Origin of the sequence: Deinococcus sp. JMULE3 (assembly GCF_013337115.1) — a bacterium.
Taxonomy (GTDB): domain Bacteria; phylum Deinococcota; class Deinococci; order Deinococcales; family Deinococcaceae; genus Deinococcus.
Genome location: NZ_SGWE01000005.1, coordinates 139163 through 159114, shown reverse-complemented (window position 1 = coordinate 159114; position 19952 = coordinate 139163). Strand labels below are relative to the sequence as shown.

The following is a 19952-nucleotide window of genomic DNA, read 5'->3' as shown; positions in this document are numbered from 1 at the left end:
TCGTATTAATCTTCCCGCCTTCGTGTTGCATGGGTGTCCTGCAGGGCGCGGTACCGCGTTTCGAGTTCGCGGAGGTCCCCAGTGTTGTGGGTGTCGCGGCGGGCGTCCTCGATGAGCAGTTCGGCGTGTCGGTGCAGTTCGCGGTGTCGTGCGGGGTCGCTTTCGCCTTCGGTCACGATGCGCAGGACGTCGAGGAGGCGCAGGGTCACGGCGGGGCTGCCGCTGCCGTACTGCCGGATCATGTGGAACATGCTGTCGAGCAGGCCGGCGTAGGTGGTGACGGGGTACACGAGGCGCAACTGGTGGTCGCGGTATTCCACGCCGGGCGGCCAGGTGCGGCCCTGCAGGCGGCACAGGGCGTCCCCGAAGCGGTCGATCACGTCGATGGCGGTCACGGGATCGTTCGTGCCGGGGCTCAGGGCGCGGGCGGCGACCTCGGCCAGCTGCCGGACGGTGAATTCCAGGTCCTGTCCGCCCACCCGCCGGGGTCCCAGGGTCAGGGCCGCAAGTACGTTCTGCGGGAGGTGCGGCACGCCCACCGCGACCGGCGTATTGGGGAACACGTAATCGCCGGGGCGCACCAGGATCCGCAGGGCGACCCCTTCTCGTTCGGCGGCGGTGAGCAGGGCGCCGGTGTCGAGCAGTTGCAGGTAGCCGCTGTCCGCTGAGCGTTGCACCTCTCCCCCATCCCAGAACGCCTCGGGCGGCGCGGCGGCCGGGGGCTGGGTGGGCGCGTCGTGGGTGGCGCGGTCCAGGGCGCGTCGCAGGTCGTCGCGCAGGAGGTTCACGACGGCCGTCATGTTGATGCCGCGCGTGACGTGCGCGAGGAAGTACACGAGGGCGCCCACGCAGGCCAGCGCGAGCAGCATGGCGAGCGTGACGTTGTAGTGCGGCACGAACGCGGTGTCCTCGCCGCCCCTGACGCTGCGCAGGCTGAAGAGGGTGAAGGCGAAGGTGGCGATGAAGGTCCCCAGGACCGCCTGGTTGCCCCGGTCGCGCGTGAAGTTGTCGAGCAGTCGGGGTCCCATGCTGCCCGCCGCGTAGGACAGGGCGGCGATGGTGATGGAGAAGACCGTTCCGGCCACGCCGATGGCGCTGCTCGCCACGGCGGACAGCAGGCTGCGTGCGCCGCTCTCCCCGCCGGAGTACGCCCAGGTGAGGCCGTCCGGGACGCCGTACTGCTCCTCGAGTTGAATGCCGCCCCAGGCGAGGAGCAGGGCCAGCGCCGTCATGACGGCCGGGAGGAACCAGAACTGCCCGGTCCATTCCCGCAGGCGCAGCCAGGTGCCTTTCATGGGGTCTCTGGCGGGGTCGCGGCGCGTGGTCTGGCGTTGTCGTTGCGGGCGGGCCAGCCCTCGCGCTGGCGGGTGCGGTCGCCGTCGGTGTCCTCGGTCTGGTCGTGGAACAGCACCTGCTGGGTGGGGAGGGGCAGGTCGATCCCGGCGGCGATCAGGGCCGGTTTCAGGGCTTCCAGGACGTGGTCCTGCGCCTCGACGGCCTCGCGGCGGATGGGCGGGTCGATCCAGAAGCGCACGTCGAGGTTCACGCTGAAGTCCGCGAGTTCCCGCACGAGGACGGTCGGGGCCGGGTCGCGGCGGATGTCCTCAATGCCGTCCAGCGTGTCCAGGATGATGCGTTTGGCCTGCGCGATGTCGTCGCCGTACCCGATGCCGACGGTGACGGACAGGCGGCGCCGGTCGTAGGCGGTGTTCACGATCACGCGGTTGGTGTACAGCTCGCTGTTCGGGATGACGACCCGGCGGTTGTCGTAGGTGCGCAGCAGGGTCGCGCGGACCTGGATGTCCTCCACGGTGCCCTCGTGGTCACCGCTGACGATCTGGTCGCCGATACGGAAGGGCCGCGTGATCAGGATCAGCAGGCCGGCCAGCAGGTTCTGGAAGATGTCCTTGAACGCGAAGCCGATGGCGACGCCGCTGACGCCCAGCGCGCCGAACAGCGACGCGGCCGTCAGGGTCGGGAAGATCACGGTCAGGCCGACCAGGGCGCCCAGCGTGAGGATCACCCAGGCGGCCAGTCGGCCGAACACGCGGGCGATCCCGGCGGGTTGTCCGGCCCGCGCGGCCAGGGCCTGCACCGAGCGCCGCGCGAGCCCGGAGATGAACCAGAACAGCGCGAACAGCACGAGGCCCAGGGCGACGTTCGGCAGGCTGGCCAGCAGGCTCTGCGTGAGGGTCTGGAATCGGGTCAGGATCGGTTCGAGTTGCCACGCCATTGCCTGCACTGTATGGACGGTGGCGTGGGCGCTCGTGTGGGGAGGCTGTCGGGTTTCTGCATGTTCGGAGGGGGAGGGACGGCGCAGCACCCCCGAGGCAGTTGACCTAAAAAATATTTTAGGTAAGACTAAATCATGATTCGACCTCTGCTCCCCGCCGCCCTGCTGTGCGTGGCCGGTCTCCTGAGCGGCTGCCGCGCCGACCCGCCCCGCCAGAGCGCGGACACGACCGGACGGCCCACCGTCCTGACCACCTTCACGATCCTGGCCGACATGACCCGCGCCGTCGCCGGGGACCGCGCCGAGGTCGTGTCCATCACGAAACCCGGCGCGGAGATCCACGGCTACCAGCCCACCCCCAGCGACCTGATCCGCGCGCAGGACGCCGACCTGATCCTCAACAACGGCCTGAACCTCGAACGCTGGTTCACCCGCTTCACGCGCGACATCGACGCGCCCACCGTCACCCTCACCGACGGCGTCCAGCCCGTGGACATCGCTGCGGACGCGTACGCGGGCAAACCCAACCCGCACGCCTGGATGTCCCCGAAAAACGCCCTGATCTACGTCGAGAACATCCGCCGCGCCCTGAGCGACCTCGACCCGGCCGGGGCCGACACCTACCGCGCGAACGCCGACGCGTACGCGCAGCAGATCCGCGAGGTCGACCAGCAGCTCGCCACGCAACTGGGCCAGCTGCCCCCCGAACGGCGCGCGCTGGTCACCTGCGAGGGCGCGTTCAGCTACCTCGCCCGCGACTACGGCCTGAAGGAACTGTACCTCTGGCCCGTCAACGCCGAGGAAGGCCAGGGCACGCCGAGGCAGATCCGCGCCGTGATCGACGCCGTGCGCGCCCAGGGCGTCCCCGCCGTGTTCTGCGAGAGCACCGTCTCCGACAAGGGCATGCGGCAGGTCGCCCGCGAATCCGGCGCGCGCTACGCCGGGGCGCTGCACGTCGACTCCCTCTCCGACGAGGTGCCCACCTATCTGGACCTGCTGCGTCGCGACGCCGACACCATCCTCGCGGGCCTGACCGGCGGCCAGCCGTGAACGCCCCCGCGCTGGACGTGCAGGACGTCAGCGTCGCGTACGGCGGCGGCCGCCTCGCGCTGCGCCGCGCCACCCTGAGCCTGCAACCCGGCCGCATCTGCGGACTGGTCGGCATGAACGGCGCCGGGAAGAGCACGCTGTTCAAGACCATCATGGGCTTCCTGCCCCCGCTGTCCGGTCAGGTGCAGGTATTCGGGCACGCGGTCCGGCACGCGCAGAAGGCCGGGTGGATCGCGTACGTCCCGCAGGCCGAGGCGGTCGACTGGGACTTCCCCGTCAGCGTGCGCGACGTGGTCACCATGGGCCGCCAGGGCCGCATGGGCCTCCTGCGCCGCCCCTCGGCGGCTGACAGGGCCGCCGTGCAGGACGCCCTGGACCGCGTCGCCATGACCGACTTCGCCGAGCGGCAGATCGGGGAACTGTCCGGCGGGCAGCGCAAACGCGCGTTCCTGGCCCGCGCGCTGGCGCAGGACGCCCGGCTGCTGCTGCTCGACGAACCCTTCGGCGGCGTGGACGTCGGCACCAGCGAGGCCATCACCACCCTGCTCAGCGACCTCGCGGGCGGGGGCCGCAGCGTCCTCGTCAGCACCCACGACCTCGGCACGCTGGAGACCTTCTGCGACGACGTCGCCCTGATCGCCGACCGCACCGTCCTGACGGTCGGACCCACCGCGCAGGTCCTCACGGCCCCGAACCTCGCCCTGACCTTCGGGGGCCGCTCGCCGCTGCACGACCCCGCCCGCATTCCCCAGGAGGTCCGCTGATGGACGCCGTGCTCCCCGCCCTGCTCGCGCCACTCGGGTACGACTTCATGCTGCGCGCCCTGCTCGTCTCCGCGCTCGTCGGCGCCGTGTGCGCGGTCCTGTCGTGCTTCATCACCCTCAAGGGCTGGTCCCTGATGGGCGACGCCGTATCGCACGCCGTGCTCCCCGGCGTGGTCCTCGCGTACCTGCTGAACCTGCCGTTCGTCGTGGGTGCCTTCGTGTTCGGGCTGCTCAGCGTCGGCGCGATCGGCTTCATCCAGTCCCGCTCCCGCGTCAAGGAGGACACCGTGATCGGCGTGGTGTTCACCGCGCTGTTCTCCCTGGGCCTCGTGATGATCTCCCGCGTGTCCAGCGACGTGCACCTCTCGCACATCCTGTTCGGGGACGTGCTCGGCATCAGCGACGCCGACCTGTGGCAGACCGTCATCGCGGGCGCCGTCGCCCTGGGCGCCATCCTGATCCTGCGGCGCGACCTGCTGCTGTACGTGTTCGACGCCACGCACGCCCGCTCCATCGGCCTGAACACGGGCCTGCTGTACGGCGCGCTGCTGGTCATCCTGGCCCTGACCATCGTCAGCGCCCTGCAGACCGTCGGCGTGATCCTGGTCGTCGCGATGCTCATCACGCCCGGCGCGACCGCGTACCTGCTCACCGACCGTTTCAGCCGCATGATGATCCTGGCCGTCACGGCCGGCGTGCTGTCCAGCCTGATCGGCACGTACGCCAGCTACTTCCTGGACGGCGCGACCGGCGCCTGCATCGTGCTGACGCAGAGCGTCCTGTTCGGCCTGGCGTTCCTGTTCGCCCCGAAACACGGCCAGCTGGCCCGCCGCCGCCAGCAGCAGCGCGAACGGCAGGCCGAACTGCAGGGCTGAAGCAGGCGCCCTGACGCGGGCGTTCGCGGACCTGGAACGCCCCGCACCAGGGCGAGTGACCGCTGCCCCGCAGGACGCTGGAACACCTGCACAGCAGAACAAGGAGGCGACGGGAATCCATGTTCCCGTCGCCTCCTTGTTCATTCGCACGGCTCCACGCCGCGTCATACGGGATTCAAGTGATTCCAGATCATCCGGAGTCGCCCGGTGGCCCCCTCACCCTTCCGTCGCTTCGCTCCACTGCTCCGCAGCTCTGCGAGTCCCTCCCTCTCTGCTCCGCAGCTCTCCGAGTCCCACAGGGGGAGAGGGGACAACGGAAGGCAATCACGTTGGAAGCAAGTCAATTTCATCCCGTATCAGGGGGCGCGCAGCATCACCGACGCGTCCAGGGTGGCCTGCACGGCCCTCAGGACCGGAATGGCCGATCCGAGCGGCTGGAACTCCTGCCCCGTCCACGCCAGATCCGACGCCGGGATTCTCATGCCCGGCCGCCGGGCCGCTGCGCGCGGCAGGGCACCCACCTCGTACGCCACGATCCGCTCGGTCATCGGGTCGAGAAACGCGTCGAGCACGAACAGGGTGCCCGCCCCGTCCGGCAGGCGCACCGTGAGCGTATCCACGGGCCGCCGGGCCACGCTGCCCAGACCGTGCCACAGGTGACTCAGGGGAATCCCGGCGCGGACGTGCAGGGCCTGCCGGGTCAGCCCGTCGGTGTCCGCCCACCAGACGTTCAGGGTGCGTTCACCGCTGAGGACCGTGAAGCCCCGCACGCGGCGCGCGGCGTGATCGTACACGAGGCCGCCCAGGGTGCCGATCTGCTCGGCACCCTGCCAGACGGGCAGGCCCCGCAGGGCCGTGGCGCGAAGTGAATCGTTCATGAGGCGCAGCGTACGCGCCGAAACTGGAGGGCAGCTGAAGACCCCCCCCGCTACACTGCGGGCGTGAGCAGACCGAACATCCTCGTGATAGAGGACGATCCCGGCATCCGGCGCCTGCTGCAGCGAGGACTGACCTTCGAGGGCTTCGACGTCGGCGTCGCCGAGGACGGCCCGGCCGGCCTGGACGCCGCCCTGACCGGCGCGCCCGACCTGATCCTGCTGGACGTCATGCTGCCCGGACTGTCCGGCCTGAACGTCGTCCGCGCCCTGCGTGAACAGGGCCGCGACACGCCGGTCATCCTGCTGACGGCCCGCACGTACCCCGAACATCAGATCGACGGGTTCAGCGCCGGCGCGGACGACTACGTCACCAAACCCTTCCCGATGGACGTCCTGACTGCGCGGGTCCGCGCGCACCTGCGCCGCCGCGCGCAGGACACCCCACAGTCGCTCAGCGTGGCCGACGTGACCCTCTACCCCACCCAGCACCGCGTGACGCGCGGAGGGGCCGACGTGACCCTCACCGCGCAGGAATTCCGGGTGCTGCAGGTGTTCATGACCTCCCCCGGACATGTGCTGTCCAAGTCGGTGCTGCTGGACCGGGCGTGGGGAGACACGTTCCTGGGTGACCCCAGCACCGTCGAGACGTACGTCATGACCCCACGCCTAAAGGCGGGGGCTTGTGTCTGGACTCCACCGCAACTCGGCGTACCTCGAAAGGCGAGCCGCTTTGGTTTCAGCGTCCGACACATCAGGGGCGCATGACAACCGCCCCGTGCTCATCCAGTCCTGCCGGACAAGCAATGCCCTGAGTCCCACATTCCTGGCCCCCACCAGATCCGCGTGCAACTGGTACCCGCACCCTTCACAGACGAACACCAACCCCTTCCGTGGGCGGTTGTCGCGGCTGCAATGCCCACACTTCGGGCAGGTCTGCGAGGTGTAGTGCGCGTCCACCTTCACCACCGTACTGCCCAGGAGCGGCGCCTTGTACGCCAGGAACCCCAGCAACTCGGCGTAACTCCACCTCGCACGGCGACGATTGGCCTTACGGGTCTTTTCGGAACTGGTGGAGCGCGAGCGTCTTTCGGTACGGTCACGAACTCCGGTCAGTTCCTCGACACCGATCAAGGCATGGGGGTAGGTCTTGAGAATTGCAGAAGCGAGAGAAGAGTTGACGTCAGCAATGAACCGTCTTTCCCTTCCCGACAGCGCCACCAGACGGCGGACTGCGGAACGGGTGCCTTTCTGCTGAAGCGACTTGCGGGCCTTCTGGAAACGCTCCGCCATGCGGAGCGTTTCCTTCCCCGACTTGAAGAACGCTTTCCCTGAGAGATTCGATGCGACCGCGAAATACCGCATCCCCACGTCCACGCCCACCACCTGCTGGTGTGTCACGGGTTCAGGGTCTGGAAGTTCGATCTCCAACGCGACGAGCAGGAAATACTGCTGCTTCCGCTTGTCATACCAGAGTTGTGCGGCGCCGATCTGGGCACCATCAGCGATCCAGTCCAGATGCTTCCGGTAGCCCTCGTAAGGCAGCACCAGACGGCCCGCCAGCGTGGAAATGCTGACCTGCTGGCCGGTCTTGAAGGAGTAGTCACGCCCGTACTGGTAGGACAGCGTACGGCTCACGAACTTCGGTGCGTGGTCAAGTCCCTTGTACCGGCGGGCTTTGGGGTTCGCTGCCCGCTTTGCGGCGGCCTGTTTGACGCGGGTCCAGAGGGTCTTGTAGACGGCTGCGACCTTCCGGGGGACCGAGCAGGCCATCTGAGCACCGAGCCCGAAGCGTTCTCGGAGGGTAGCGTAGACCTCTTTCTGAATCATGGCGGCGTTGGAGGTTTTGTTCATCTCGAACGCCTGGTGTGAGGTGTAGTTCAGCGCGTCCCGGTAGGCCAGCGTCACCGCGTCCAGGGCAGCTTTTTGCTCCCTGGTGTGGTGCAGCTTCAGCTTGGCGGTCAGCGTAGCTTTCACGTAAAAAGACTAGACCATTCTGGTATGAACAGCAAGGCCGCCTATGGGCGGCACTCCGGTTCCTCCCCATGCCTAAAGGCAGGGGCTTCCCCGGAGCTTCTCGGTGAAGGTCCTGCGGCAGAAACTCGAGCAGTCCGGCGGCGAGCGGCTGATCCACACCGTCCGCGGGGCCGGGTACGTGCTGCGCGCCCCGTGAAGGCCGCCTGCGGGGACCGCGCGTGAAGCTGCGCCTGCGCCTCACCCTGGCCTACGGCGCGCTGTTCGCGGCCGTCCTGACGGTCCTGAGCGTCACCGGGTACGTGGCGCTGATCCGCGAGCAGTTCCTGACGCTCGACCGGGTGCTCGTCACGACCGCCCGACTGGTCGAATCCGGCATTCTCCGCTCGGGCCGGTCGTACGCGCTGGACGCCGACACCGCCCCGCCCAGCCGCGACGGGATCGTGATCGTGCTGCGCAGCTACGCGCCGGACGGCACGCTCGCGCAGCGTTCACCGAACGATCCGGGCCTGCCGGTCACGCCACCCTGGGCGCCGCTGCTCACCCCGGCCAGGGCCGCGTTCTGGGACGCCGTTCCCCTGCCCGACTGGTTCGCCCCGCGCGAGATCGAGGGGGACCGCCAGGCCTTCGGGACCCTGGGCGCCGGTGGGGAACGCTGGCGACGGTACGTCGTGCAGCTCCGGCGCGGAGACCGGACCGCCGGGTACGTGGAGGCCCTGACCCCGCTGGCGCGGGCGGACGACACGGCCCGCGCCGCGACCCGCCTCCTGCTGATCGTGCTGACCTGCACGGTCACCGGCGTCCTGGGCGTCACCTGGGTGGTGGCCGGGGCGGTCCTGCGGCCCGTGACGGCGCTGACCCGCGCCGCGCGGGCTGTGGCCGGCAGCCGCGACCTCACGCAGCGCGTGCAGCCCGGCCCGCCGGACGAACTGGGCCAGCTCAGCGTCACGTTCAACGACATGCTCGGCCGCCTGCAGCGCGCCTGGGCGTCCCAGCAGCGGTTCGTGGAGGACGCCAGTCACGAACTGCGCGCGCCGATGACTGTCCTGCGCGGCAACCTCGACCTGCTGCGCCAGTACCCGCAGATGGACCCCGACGAGCGCGCCGAGGTGATCGCCGACATGGACCGCGAGACGTGGCGGCTGACCCGGATGATCGAGGACCTGCTGCTGCTCGCCCAGCGGGAACAGGACGCGCCCCTCCCGCAGCGGGGCGTGTCCCTGCGCGGGGTCGCGCAGGCCGCCGTGCAGGACGCGCAGAAACTGAGCCCGTCGCACGACCTGATCCTGCACCTCGACCCGCCGGATGACCCGCTGACCGTGCCGGGTCACCGCGATCAGCTGCAGCAACTCCTGCTGATCCTGCTCGACAACGCCGTCAAGTACAGCCCCGGGGGCACGCGTGTCACCCTGCGCGCTCAGGCCCTGAGGGACGCGGTGCAGGTCGACGTCGAGGACCAGGGCGGCGGCGTCGCCCCCGCAGACCTGCCCTATATCTTCGACCGATTCTACCGCGCCGACCCCGCCCGGCAGCGGCGTGGCGGCACCGGCCTGGGTCTCGCGATCGCGCAGTTGATCGCCAGTCGGCACGGCGCCGCGCTGTTCGTCCACCGGACCGGCGTGGACGGCACCGTGTTCCGCGTGACCTTCCCCCTCGGGACATGGTCACCGCCGGACCCGGAGGCGTGACGTGACGGGGTCCAGTCAGACCCGCCCCTCGACGCTCCCTTCAGCCGCTCCGGACGTGATCCGCTGCCCGGCGACCCAGACGTCCTGCACCCGCAGCGTGTCGTCGAGGACGGTCAGGTCGGCCCGCAGCCCGACGCGCAGTTCGCCCCGGTCACGCAGGCCGACCGAGCGGGCCGGGGTCAGGCTCGCCATCCGGCTCGCCTCGTGCAGGGGCACCCCGGCGGCCACGGCGCGGCGAAGCGCCTCGTCCATGGTCAGGACGCTGCCCGCCAGCGTGCCGTCAGGCAGCGTGGCGCGCGAGCCGCGCACGGTGACCGCCTGACCGCCGAGTTCGCTGTGCCCGTCCCCGAGTCCGGTGGCACGCATGGCGTCCGTGATCAGCATCACGCGTTCCGGCGCGGCGGCGCGCGCCAGTCGGAACGCCGCGTCGTGAACGTGGACGCCGTCCAGGATGATTTCCAGCGTCGCCAGCGGGTCACTCATGAGGGCGCCGGCCGGGCCGGGCGACCGGCCCTCGACGCCCCCCATCGCGTTGAACAGGTGCGTGGCGGCGCCCTGCCCGCCACTGGCATGCACGACGGTCAGGAATGCCAGGACCGTGTCCGCATCGGCGCGGGTGTGACCCACGCCGACCCGCACACCGGCCCGTGCCAGGCGCGCGGCGGCCGCCGTGGCGCCGGTGAGTTCCGGCGCGATCGTCACGGCACGCACGACGCCCAGCTTCAGGATCTCGTCCAGGCGTTCAGGTGTGGGGTCGAGCGTGAAGGGCGGCTGCGCCCCGAGACGCTGCGGACTGATGAACGGGCCTTCGAGGTGCGCGCCGGGCATGTCGGCCCCGCCGGGAACCGGGTGGCGCGTGACGTCCGCCACGGCCTGCAGGGCGCTCAGGACCGTATCCCAGGGGTTCGTGATGGTCGTGGGGAGCAGCGTGGTCGTGCCGTGCCTCGCGTGCAGCCGGGCCATCCGGGCCAGGCCGCCGGGGCCGTCCATGGTGTCCCCGCCGCCACCGCCGTGGACGTGCGTGTCCACGAAGCCCGGCAGGATCAGCGTGTCCTCCCTGATGCCGGGGTCCATGGTGATCTCCGCGATCTTGCCGTCGTGCACGGTGAGCTGGCCGGGGGTCAGGCCCTGCGGGAGCAGCAGTTGCCCGCGCAGGACCACGGGATCAGTCGCGATGGTCGTCACGCCAGAGTCTTAGCATGTTCGTCTCCTGGGTGTTCTGGGGATTCAGCAGGTGCTGTGCGTATCCGCAGAGGCCGGTGAACGGACCGCGCCGGTCAACCGAGGTTCCTCGACGGGGGGAGGAGGTTCTGCTGAACCCTGCCCGGCTGCCGTGTGTTCCGCCTTCGACCCGCAACCGGCGACTCACGGCCGCTCAGGTGGAACGGCGGTGCAGACCGTTCCCCCCGAGGCCGTGTCATGTCGTCTCTGTGAACCGAGCGAGGCCAGTTCCTGCGGAAGGCCGTGGTGGTCCGTGCCGTCAGGACCTGGCTCGACGGGCGGGGGCTATTTCAGTCCGTTGGCGACGGCCTTCGCCAGGGTGCCGTTGGCATCGTCCCCGTCGAGGGACCAGGCCATCGCGCCGCCCAGGCCCCTGCTCTTGACGTACGCCATCTTCGCGGCGATGACCTGCTCGTCGTCGTAACTCCAGAAGTTCGTGCCGTCGTACTTCCACATCTGCCCGGTGGTGGCGTTGCGGAACACGGTGCCCGGGGCGTTCTTCAGCACCTTGTAGTCCTCGATGCCCGCCTCGTATGTGCCGCGCGCCGGGCCGGTGGCACCCTGATACAGGCCGTTGTTCGTGCCGGGCACGCCGGTCCAGCCGCGCCCGTAGAAGGGCACGCCGATCACGATCTTGCTGGCGGGCATGCCGGCGTTCAGGAAGGCGTTCACGGCCGTGTCCACCGAGTAGGTCTTGGCGGGGCCGCTGCCGGGGCCATTGGGGTCGGTGTACAGGTTGCTGTGGAAGTTGGTGGGGCCAGTGGCGTCCCACGCGCCGCGGAAGTCGTAGGTCATGATGTTGATCCAGTCGACGGCGGCCCTGTATCCGGCGGGGTCCTGGTTGGCGATCTTGTCGGGGCCGCCGGGCGCGGCAATGGTCAGCAGCAGTCCGGGGCGCACCGCGTCGAGCTGACGGCGGAATTCCTGCAGCAGCAACGTGAAGTTCTGCCGGTCGGCGGCACTGACGGTGTTGTAGGCGAGTCCGCCGCCGCCGGGGTATTCCCAGTCGATGTCGATGCCGTCGAACACGCCGGCGGCGGACCCCGGGCCGGCCGAGGCGTCGGGTGTGGCGGGGAGGTTCCCCTTGATGTACAGGTCGATGCAGGAACTGACCAGCGCCCTGCGGGACGCGTCGGTGCTGGCGGCGGCGCTGAAGTGGCGGCTCCAGGTCCAGCCGCCCAGGGAGATCAGGGTCTTCAGGCCCGGGTGTTTGGCCTTGAGTTTTTTCAGCTGGTTGAAGTTGCCCTTGATGGGCTGGTTCCACACGTCGGCGACGCCATCGACGCTGCTGGCGGCGTCGAAGCTCTTGCCGTAGTCGGCGTAGGCGTCGCCGCCGTCGCCACTGCCGCTCTCGGCGCGGGTGACCATGTCGCACTTGTACGTGCCGCCCGCGTTGTACACGTTGCCGAAGGCGTAATTGATGTGTGTGAGGGTGGCGGCCGTGCCGCTGGTGTCGATGTTCTTCACCTGGTAGTTGCGGCCGTAGATGCCCCACTGCGCGAAGTACGCCACGCGCTTGAAGCCGCTGCCGGGGGGCGGAGTGGTGCCGATGTTCACGGTCACGGAGGCGGCGGCGCTGACCCGGCTGTTCCCGGCGGCGTCGAAGGCCCTGGCGGTGTAGCTGCGCGTGCCGTTCTGGGCGCTGGTGACGGCCTCAGTGGCGCTGTAGGGCGCGGCAGTGTCGGTGGCGAGCAGGGTGGCGCCCTGGTAGAACTCGACCCTGGTCACGCCGACGTTGTCGCTGGCGGTGGCGCTGAGGGTCACGTTCCCGGCGGCGGTGACGGTGGTGGGGCTGGCCGTGACGCTCACGGTGGGCGCGGTCGTGTCGCCAGTGCCCGCGATGTTCACGGTGACACTGGCGGCGGCGCTGACCCGGCTGTTCCCTGCGGCGTCGAATGCCCTGGCGGTGTAACTGTGGGTGCCGTTGTTCGCGGCGGTCAGCGAGACGGCCTGCGTGTAGGGGGAGGTGGTGTCGGTGCCGATCATGGTCGCGCCGTCGTAGAACTCGACTCTGGTCACGCCGACGTTGTCGCTGGCGGTCGCGGTCAGGGTGATGGTCGAGGCGGTCGTGACGGTGCCCGCACTGCTGTTGACGCTGACCGTAGGGGCGGTGGTGTCGCCGCCGCTGCAGGTGCCGCCGCCCGTCCACAGGCTGGGTGTGTCTTTCGGGTTCCAGTTCGTGCCGACGTAGGCGGTGTGGGTCTGGATGGCGGTGTAGGTGAGGCCCTGGTAGGTCACGACCTGCCCGGCGGTGTAGGTGGGGCCCTCGGTCCAGGCGGTGCAGGTGGCCTGGGCGTGGAGGCCGGGGTTGACCTGCGGGGATTCGCCGCAGGCGCCGAGGGCCAGGGTCAGGGCGAACAGGGCGGAGACGGACAGGGCAGTCTTGGGCATACCTCACCTCGTGTGGGGGGCGTGGAGGGCGAACGGTGGGTTGCAGGAACGTCTGCATCATGAACATCGATTTTCAATCTGTCAATAAGCGAAGGAATTTTTTTTCAAGTTTGCCGGATCAAGGTGGTGTCTGGACGCCATTTGTGACTCGCAGGGCGACCTTGATGCCGGATGAGCCTTCCGTCATGAAACATTTTCGGCGTGTTTCAGGATGATTCACCCCTGATATCCGCGCCCTGTCCGGCGTGGCAGGCGGGTCAAAGCGGTATCGCTGGAGCGTGGGCGGCAGAACCGATGAAAATAATGATCGCAGAAAACGGCAGCTTGACAAAAATAATTTTCAGGATTTAGTGTGGGTGCATCACCACGGACCCATCAGGAGTCGCATGAGTCAGACCACCACGCGCCCGGCCCAGACGCCGGGAGCCATCAGCCGCATCCGCCTGCACGCCCACAGCCTCTCCCCCTCCCTGAGACAGGTCGCCGATCACGTCCTGCGCGACGCCGACACCGTCATCCACCAGACCATCACCGAACTCGCCACCAGCGCCGGTGTCGGCGAGGCCACCATCACCCGGCTGTGCCGCAAACTGGACTTCGCGGGTTTCCACGCCTTCAAGATCGCCCTGGCCGCCGATGTCGCGGGCCGCGACACCAGCAGTGAACGACCCACCGACCTCGGCGGACACACCGCCCGGCTCGTCAAGCAGGCCAAACTGACCCTGGAAGACACCGGTCGCCTGCTGGCCCCCGACGCCATCGAGGCCGTCGCCGAGCAGCTGTCCCGCGCCCCGCGCGTCGACCTGACCGGGCAGGGCAACAGCGGCATGATCGCGCAGCTGTTCGCGCACCGCCTGCTGCGGCTGGGCATCACCGCGCAGGCCTTCACCGACCCGCACGTCGCGGCCGTGAGTATCTCCACCCTGCCCCGCGGCGGCGTCGTCATCGGCCTCACGAGTTCCGGCAGCACCATCGACACCGTGCAGCACCTGCGCCTCGCGCAGAGCCACGGGCACTACACGGTCGCCATCACGCACCGCGCCTCCTCCCCCATCACCCGCTACGCCAGCCGCGTGCTGTTCACCTCCCGGCAGGAAGACCCCCTGACCGACGCCGTCATGGACACCCTGATCAGCCAGACGCTGGTGCTGGAACTGCTGTACACCGCCCTGCTCGCCCGCCGCCCCGAGGCCGCCGCCATGCTGCGCGTCACGGCCGAAAGTGTGGTCGAGAAGAAGTACTGACCCTGTCCCGCCCCCACAAGGAGAGCCCCATGAAACGTAGCGTGAAAGCCCTGACCCTCGGCCTCGCCCTCGTCGCCTCGACTGCCAGCGCGCAGACCACCGTCACCTTCTGGACGTGGTACCTCAGCCCGAAATTCGACGGGTACATCAAGGACACCATCAGCGCGTTCGAGAAGGCCAACCCCGGCATCAAGGTGCAGTGGTTCGACAAGCAGGACTCGATGGTGCAGGACTTCATCGCCAGCGTGAACCTCGGCTCGGCCCCCGACGTCGTGAACCTGAACATCGACGAGACGCAGAAGGCCGCGCAGAACGGCTTCCTGACCGCCGTGAACACCCTGACCAGCCCCGCCACGCTGCGCAGCACCTTCTACCCTCAGAGCCTGAGCAACTTCACGTCCGCTGGGAACACCTACGCCTACCCCTGGTACGGCTGGCTGAACGAGGGCGTCCTGCTGTACAACCCCGACCTGTTCAAGAAGGCCGGGCTGACCCGCGCCCCCCGCACCGCCAGCGAGATGCTCAGCTACGCCAAGACCATCAAGGACAAGACCGGCGCGTACGCCTGGGTGCCCGCCCTGAAAGACCCCAACACCGCGTCCTTCCTGGGGTACTTCTACGCCGAGGGGCTCCCCGTCACCGACGGCAACGGCAGGGCGGCCTTCAACACCCCCGCGCACGCCAGCCTGCTCGCGCAGTACGTGACGCTCTACCGCGGCGGCTACGTCCCCGAGGACGCCGTGCGCCGCGAGGCCTTCCAGCTCGCCACCGAACTGTACGCGCAAAACCGCGTCGCCATGATCATCGGCGGCCCGCAGGCCCTGACGCGCATCAAGGACACCAACCCCGCCCTGTACGCCAGGACGGTCGTCACGCAGGCCCCGCTCGGCAAGGCCGGCGTGCAGACCGGCGGCAGCATGGGCCTCGTGATTCCCAAGGCCAGCAAGAACCCGCAGGCCGCCGCGAAACTCGCCGCGTTCTTCACGAACAACGCCAACCAGCTGGCCTTCGCCCGGGTCGTGCCCGTGGTGCCCACCACCAAAGGCGCGCAGACCAGCACGCAGTTCAAGACCAGCGGCAGCGACCCCGTCGCCCGCGCCACCGCGCTCGTGGGCGCCTCGGGCCGCCTGATCAACCCCGGCTACCGCGCGCCGGGCAACAGCGACGACCTGTACAAGAACTTCAACGACAACATCGAGGCGGCGCTGCTGGGCAAGAAGACCGCGCAGCAGGCCCTGGCGGACGCCGCCACGTACTGGAACGCCAACCTGAAGAAGTAAAACCTGATCCGGGTGGCCCGCCCGCGACCGTGGGCCGGCCACCCGCACCCCTGTCCGCCGCGCGCAAAGGATGGCTCCCCATGCAAGTTCACTGGCGTCAGTCGCTGATGTCCTACACGTTCCTGGCCCCGGCGCTGATCCTGCTGGCGGTGTTCACCTTCTACCCGCTGCTGTACGGCGCGTACCTGGGTTTCACCGAGTACAACGGCGCGCGCTTCGCCAACCACCTGCCACCGCAGTGGGTGGGCCTGAGAAACTTCGAGACCGTGCTCGGTGACCCGCTGTTCCGCACGGCGCTGGGGAACAGCGTGAAGTACCTGCTGGTCGTGCCCGCCCTGCAGGTGGCGTCCCTGGCAGTCGCGGTCCTCGTGGCGAAGAACATTCCGGGCATCGCGCTGTTCCGCGCGGCGTACTACGTGCCCGTGATCACCAGCGTGTCCCTGGCCGCCGTGATGTGGGAATGGGTGTTCAACCGCGAGGGCACCCTGAACTGGCTGCTCCGGGCGCTGCACCTGACCACGCCCGAGGCGGCGTTCGGCTGGCTGAACAATGAGCAGTGGGCCTTCTGGGCGGTCATGCTGGTCACGTTCTGGCGCGGCTTCGGATACTACATGGTGCTGTACCTCGCGGGCCTCCAGGCCATTCCCGAGGAACTGGAGGAAGCGGCGATCCTCGACGGCGCCAGCGCCTGGCAGCGCTTCTGGCGGGTGACGGTGCCGCTGATGCGGCCGACCATCCTGCTGTGCTCACTGCTCTCGACCATCGCCGCGTTGCGCGTGCTCGAAGAGGTGCTGGTCCTCACGAACGGCGGACCGCTGAACAGCACGTACACCGCGCTGATGTACGTGTACGCCAAGGCCTTCCAGGGCTTCGACTTCGACTACGGCCTGGCCAGCGCCGCCGGTCTGGTCGTGGCACTCGTGGCGCTGCTGCTCTCGGCGCTGAATTTCCGCTTCTTCCACCGCGAGGAGCAGGCGTGAGCGCGCGCGCCGCCCCCCCCCCGCCCAGGCCGCCCGCCCGGTCTCCTGGCGGCGGCCCATGAACACGGCGCTGCGCTACCTGTTGCTGGGCGTCATCCTGATCTTTGCGGTGTTCCCGTTCGTGTGGACCCTGGCGATCGCCCTGACGGACAAGACCGCCGGGAGCAGCATCTACGCCTTCCCGCAGAGCCTGCTGCCCCGCCGCGTCACGCTGCACAACTTCGTGGACGTGTACCGCACCTTCAGCCTCGGCAAGTACCTGTGGAATTCGGTGGTCATCACGGGACTGACCGTGGCGGGCACCCTGACCGTCTCCGCGCTGGCCGCCTACCCGCTGGCCCGCTTCCGCTTCCCGGGGCGGGAACTGATCTTCGGCGTGATCGTCCTGACCCTGGTCCTCCCGAGTGAAACGACCTTCATCGTGAACACCCTGACCCTGAAGAACCTGGGTCTGCTGGGCACGCACGCCGGCGTGGTGATGCCCACCATCGCGGGCGCGTTCGGGATCTTCCTGATGCGCCAGGCGTTCCTGGCCGTCCCGGCGGCGCTGCTGGAAGCCGCCCGTCTGGACGGGGCCAGCGAACTGACAATCCTGACACGCATCATGCTGCCCCTGACACGCCCGAGTCTCGCGGCGCTGGGCATCTTCACGACCGTCACCACCTGGAACGCGTACTTCTGGCCGATGCTGGTGCTCAGTGGCGCGCCCGACAAGGCCCCGCTGGCCGTCGCCGTACTGAAACTCAAGGGGCAGTTCAACTACGACCCGTTTAACATCGCCGCCGGGGCGATCATCATGATGCTGCCCGTCCTGCTGGTGTTCCTCGCGGCGCAGCGGCTGTTCCTGCGCGGCATGGAAGGAGCCGTGAAATGAACGAACCCCTGATGCTGACCGAGGCCCGCGAGGCCCCGCAGGTCGCCGCCCGGCAGCAGGGCAGCGCCGCGCTGGACGCCGCCGCGCGCGCCATCCGCGCCTTCGCGCCCAGCTACGTGGTCACGCTGGCGCGCGGCTCGTCCGATCACGCCGCCACCACCCTGAAGTACGCCCTGGAAACCCAGGTGCGCCTGCCGGTCATGAGCGCCGCGCCCAGCGTCAGCGGCGTGTACGGCGCGGACCTCGACCTGCGTGGGGCCCTGGTGCTGGCGATCAGCCAGTCCGGCGGCAGCCCGGACCTGACCGAGACCCTGACCCGCGCCCGCGCTGCCGGGGCACTCACCTGCGCCCTGGTGAACGTGGAGGGCAGTCCGCTGGCGCAGGCGGCCGATCTGGTCGTGCCCCTGCAGGCCGGAGAGGAACGCGCCGTGGCCGCCACGAAGAGCTACCTCGCGGCCCTCGTGATGGGCGCCAGGCTGGTCCAGGCCTGGCATCCCGACCCGGCGCTGGCACGCGCCCTCGACGCCCTGCCCGGCGTTCTGGATTCCACGCTGCGCAGCGAGGCGCGCGCCCGCGACCTCGCCGCGCAACTGGCCCGCGACGTCCCTCACCGCCTGCTGGTCCTCGGGCGCGGCCTGCATGCGGGCGTGGCCGCCGAGGTCGCCCTGAAGTTCCAGGAGACGGCGGGACTGGCCGCCCTGCCCTTCTCGACGGCGGAGTTCGCGCACGGCCCGGCGCGACTGGCCGACCCGCTGACCCCGGCGCTGTTCTTCCAGGCGCGCGACGCCACCGCGCCGTTCACGGCCGACACGCTGCGCGTCCTGGGCAGGTACGGGACGCCGGTCACCTTGATCGGCGCCGCCACCCCGGACCGGAACGCCGACCTGCCCACGCCCGACAGCGGACATCCGCTGACCGACCCGGCGGTCTCGGCGCTGGCCGCGCAACTGCTGACCGCGCACCTGGCCGTTCAGCGCGGCGAGAATCCGGACGCCCCCCCACGACTGAGCAAGGTGACCCGCACCCTATGACCGCGCCGGAAGCCACGCTGATCATCGATCTGGGCGGCCCCGACCTGACCCCGCAGGACGCCCGCTGGTTGCGGACTCATCCGGTGGGGGGCGTGTGCCTGTTCACGCGGAACATCACCACCCCGGAACGCACCGCGCGCCTGATCGCCGACATCCGCGACGCGCTGGGCCGCGACGTCCTGATCGCCACGGATCAGGAGGGCGGCGCGGTGCTCCGGCGCCTGGACGTTCCACCTCCCCCGACCCCACAGGCGCTGGCTGAACTGGACGAGGCAGCGGCGTACCGCGCCGGGCAGATCGCCGCGCGCGGCCTGCTGGACCTGGGCATCAACTGGAATTTCGCGCCCAGCCTGGACGTGAACGTCGATCCGCTGAACCCCGTCATCGGCGAGCGGTCCTTCGGGGCCGATCCGCACCTCGTCGCCCGTCTGGGCGTGGCCTGGGCGCAGGGCAGCGAGGCGGCGGGCGTCCTGAGCGCCGTGAAACACTACCCCGGACACGGCGACACCCGCGTGGACAGCCACGAGGACCTGCCGGTGGTCAACAAGAGCCGGGCACAGCTGGAAACCGCGGAGTGGATTCCGTTCCGCGCGGCCGCGCGCGCCGGGCTGGGCAGCGTCATGACCGCGCACATCCTGTACCCGCAGCTGGACCCCGCGCGGCCCGCGACCCTCTCCCCCACCCTGCTGTCCGGCGTGCTGCGCGGCGAGTGGGGGTACGGGGGCGTGATCGTCACCGACGCGATGGACATGGGTGCCATCGCGCGGCGCTGGCCGCAGGGTCGCGCGGCGGGACTGGCGCTGGCCGCCGGTGCAGACGCGGTACTGGTGTGCGGACACGGCGACCGTGCCGTGACCGACGCGCACGTCCTGGCCCTGCGCGAAGCGGCGGCCAGCGGCGTGCTGGACGAGGCACGCGTTGACGAGGCCGCGAACCGACTCGACCGGGCCACCCTGCGTTTTCCCGGCCAGCCCCGTGCCTACTCCGTGCAGGCGCAGCGTGAGGATCAGGGCGCGCTTCTGGACTGGGCACGCGCGGCAGTGCGCTGGTCGGGTACACCCCCGCGACTTCCCAGAGATGAACCGCTCCTGCTGTTCGTTCCTTCAGTCACGCCGCTGGGGGGACCGTATGGCGACCACCTGACGCCCGCTCAGCTGAACGACGCGCTGCGGCCACACTTCCCACACCTGCGCACCGTGGATCTCCTGGACGCCGAAGCGACCGAGGAGGCGTCGCGTGACCTGCCACGGGCTCCAGCACTGCTGGTCAGCGCCGGACGCTGGGGCGTGACCGGGGAGGCTCGCCGCCTGGCGTCGGGGCTCCGGGGACGCGCGCTTCATCTGTGTCTCTGGAACGCGGACGACGCAGGGGATCTTCCCTTGCCCGCCCTGATCACCCACGGTTTCCGCCCGCCGAATCTCCGTGCGCTTGTCGAGGCACTCGCCGAATGTTCGGGCTGAGCGGCGTTCCAG

Annotated in this window: 18 protein-coding genes; 12 read left to right on the top strand and 6 right to left on the bottom strand. The window is 69.5% G+C overall.

The annotated features are described in order from the left end of the window. Positions 1–5: 5 nt before the first annotated feature. Together EXW95_RS19560 and EXW95_RS19555 are read right to left on the bottom strand one after the other, a co-directional pair. The gene (locus tag EXW95_RS19560; RefSeq protein WP_174369181.1) at positions 6–1295 is read right to left on the bottom strand and encodes a DUF2254 domain-containing protein; all 1290 of its coding nucleotides are present in this window, start codon (positions 1293–1295) and stop codon (positions 6–8) included. Beyond that, on the bottom strand, positions 1292–2233 hold the full coding sequence (locus EXW95_RS19555; RefSeq protein WP_174369180.1) for a mechanosensitive ion channel family protein: 942 nt from the start codon (positions 2231–2233) through the stop codon (positions 1292–1294). Before EXW95_RS19555 ends, EXW95_RS19560 begins: the two co-directional genes overlap by 4 nt. 135 nt (positions 2234–2368) lie before the next feature. Here EXW95_RS19555 and EXW95_RS19550 point away from each other — a divergent pair, with 135 nt between their 5' ends. The 3 genes from EXW95_RS19550 to EXW95_RS19540 are packed head-to-tail and all read left to right on the top strand — an operon-like array spanning position 2369 to position 4922. Then, entirely contained in the window at positions 2369–3283 is a 915-nt protein-coding gene (locus tag EXW95_RS19550) for a metal ABC transporter substrate-binding protein (protein ID WP_174369179.1), read from the top strand. Then, entirely contained in the window at positions 3280–4047 is a 768-nt protein-coding gene (locus tag EXW95_RS19545) for a metal ABC transporter ATP-binding protein (protein ID WP_174369178.1), read from the top strand. The genes EXW95_RS19550 and EXW95_RS19545 overlap by 4 nt, the downstream gene beginning before the upstream one ends. After that, positions 4047–4922 carry a metal ABC transporter permease gene (locus EXW95_RS19540; RefSeq protein ID WP_174369177.1) on the top strand — a complete coding sequence of 292 codons (876 nt, stop codon included), beginning with the start codon at positions 4047–4049 and terminating at the stop codon, positions 4920–4922. Before EXW95_RS19545 ends, EXW95_RS19540 begins: the two co-directional genes overlap by 1 nt. A 356-nt stretch (positions 4923–5278) precedes the next feature. Here EXW95_RS19540 and EXW95_RS19535 read toward each other — a convergent pair whose 3' ends face one another. Next, positions 5279–5800: a hypothetical protein gene (locus EXW95_RS19535; protein ID WP_174369176.1), complete on the bottom strand. Its 522-nt coding sequence runs from the start codon at positions 5798–5800 to the stop codon at positions 5279–5281. 63 nt (positions 5801–5863) lie between these two features. Here EXW95_RS19535 and EXW95_RS21445 point away from each other — a divergent pair, with 63 nt between their 5' ends. Further along, a complete protein-coding gene (locus EXW95_RS21445) occupies positions 5864–6565 on the top strand; it encodes a response regulator transcription factor (protein ID WP_174369175.1) in 702 nt (233 codons plus the stop codon). On the opposite strand, the gene EXW95_RS19525 is transcribed toward EXW95_RS21445, so the two are convergent. Next, entirely contained in the window at positions 6467–7774 is a 1308-nt protein-coding gene (locus tag EXW95_RS19525; protein ID WP_174369174.1) for an RNA-guided endonuclease TnpB family protein, read from the bottom strand. The two genes, EXW95_RS21445 and EXW95_RS19525, sit on opposite strands and share 99 nt — an antisense overlap. A 103-nt stretch (positions 7775–7877) precedes the next feature. Here EXW95_RS19525 and EXW95_RS19520 point away from each other — a divergent pair, with 103 nt between their 5' ends. Both EXW95_RS19520 and EXW95_RS19515 read left to right on the top strand, forming a co-directional pair. Next, entirely contained in the window at positions 7878–7970 is a 93-nt protein-coding gene (locus EXW95_RS19520; protein ID WP_174369173.1) for a winged helix-turn-helix domain-containing protein, read from the top strand. 22 nt (positions 7971–7992) lie between these two features. After that, positions 7993–9459, top strand: a complete 1467-nt coding sequence (locus EXW95_RS19515) for a HAMP domain-containing sensor histidine kinase (protein ID WP_174369172.1) — start codon at positions 7993–7995, stop codon at positions 9457–9459. A gap of 15 nt (positions 9460–9474) precedes the next feature. Here the strand turns inward: EXW95_RS19515 and nagA are convergent, their stop codons facing one another. Both nagA and EXW95_RS19505 read right to left on the bottom strand, forming a co-directional pair. Further along, positions 9475–10644 (bottom strand): N-acetylglucosamine-6-phosphate deacetylase, encoded by a 1170-nt coding sequence (gene nagA, locus EXW95_RS19510; RefSeq protein WP_371810196.1) that lies wholly within the window; start codon positions 10642–10644, stop codon positions 9475–9477. Positions 10645–10965: 321 nt separating this feature from the next. After that, on the bottom strand, positions 10966–13071 hold the full coding sequence (locus EXW95_RS19505; RefSeq protein WP_254606115.1) for a glycosyl hydrolase family 18 protein: 2106 nt from the start codon (positions 13069–13071) through the stop codon (positions 10966–10968). Between the two features lie 386 nt (positions 13072–13457). Here EXW95_RS19505 and EXW95_RS19500 point away from each other — a divergent pair, with 386 nt between their 5' ends. From EXW95_RS19500 to nagZ, 6 genes are all read left to right on the top strand, one after another. Further along, on the top strand, positions 13458–14315 hold the full coding sequence (locus tag EXW95_RS19500; RefSeq protein ID WP_174369171.1) for a MurR/RpiR family transcriptional regulator: 858 nt from the start codon (positions 13458–13460) through the stop codon (positions 14313–14315). A 29-nt stretch (positions 14316–14344) separates the two neighbouring features. Then, complete coding sequence (locus EXW95_RS19495; RefSeq protein ID WP_174369170.1) at positions 14345–15595, top strand: sugar ABC transporter substrate-binding protein; 1251 nt, start codon at positions 14345–14347, stop codon at positions 15593–15595. 80 nt (positions 15596–15675) lie between these two features. Further along, the gene (locus EXW95_RS19490; protein WP_174369169.1) at positions 15676–16575 is read left to right on the top strand and encodes a carbohydrate ABC transporter permease; all 900 of its coding nucleotides are present in this window, start codon (positions 15676–15678) and stop codon (positions 16573–16575) included. A gap of 58 nt (positions 16576–16633) precedes the next feature. Next, the gene (locus EXW95_RS19485; protein WP_174369168.1) at positions 16634–17449 is read left to right on the top strand and encodes a carbohydrate ABC transporter permease; all 816 of its coding nucleotides are present in this window, start codon (positions 16634–16636) and stop codon (positions 17447–17449) included. Next, complete coding sequence (locus tag EXW95_RS19480; RefSeq protein ID WP_254606114.1) at positions 17446–18480, top strand: SIS domain-containing protein; 1035 nt, start codon at positions 17446–17448, stop codon at positions 18478–18480. The genes EXW95_RS19485 and EXW95_RS19480 overlap by 4 nt, the downstream gene beginning before the upstream one ends. After that, complete coding sequence (gene nagZ / locus EXW95_RS19475) at positions 18477–19940, top strand: beta-N-acetylhexosaminidase (RefSeq protein ID WP_174369167.1); 1464 nt, start codon at positions 18477–18479, stop codon at positions 19938–19940. Before EXW95_RS19480 ends, nagZ begins: the two co-directional genes overlap by 4 nt. Positions 19941–19952 lie beyond the last annotated feature (12 nt).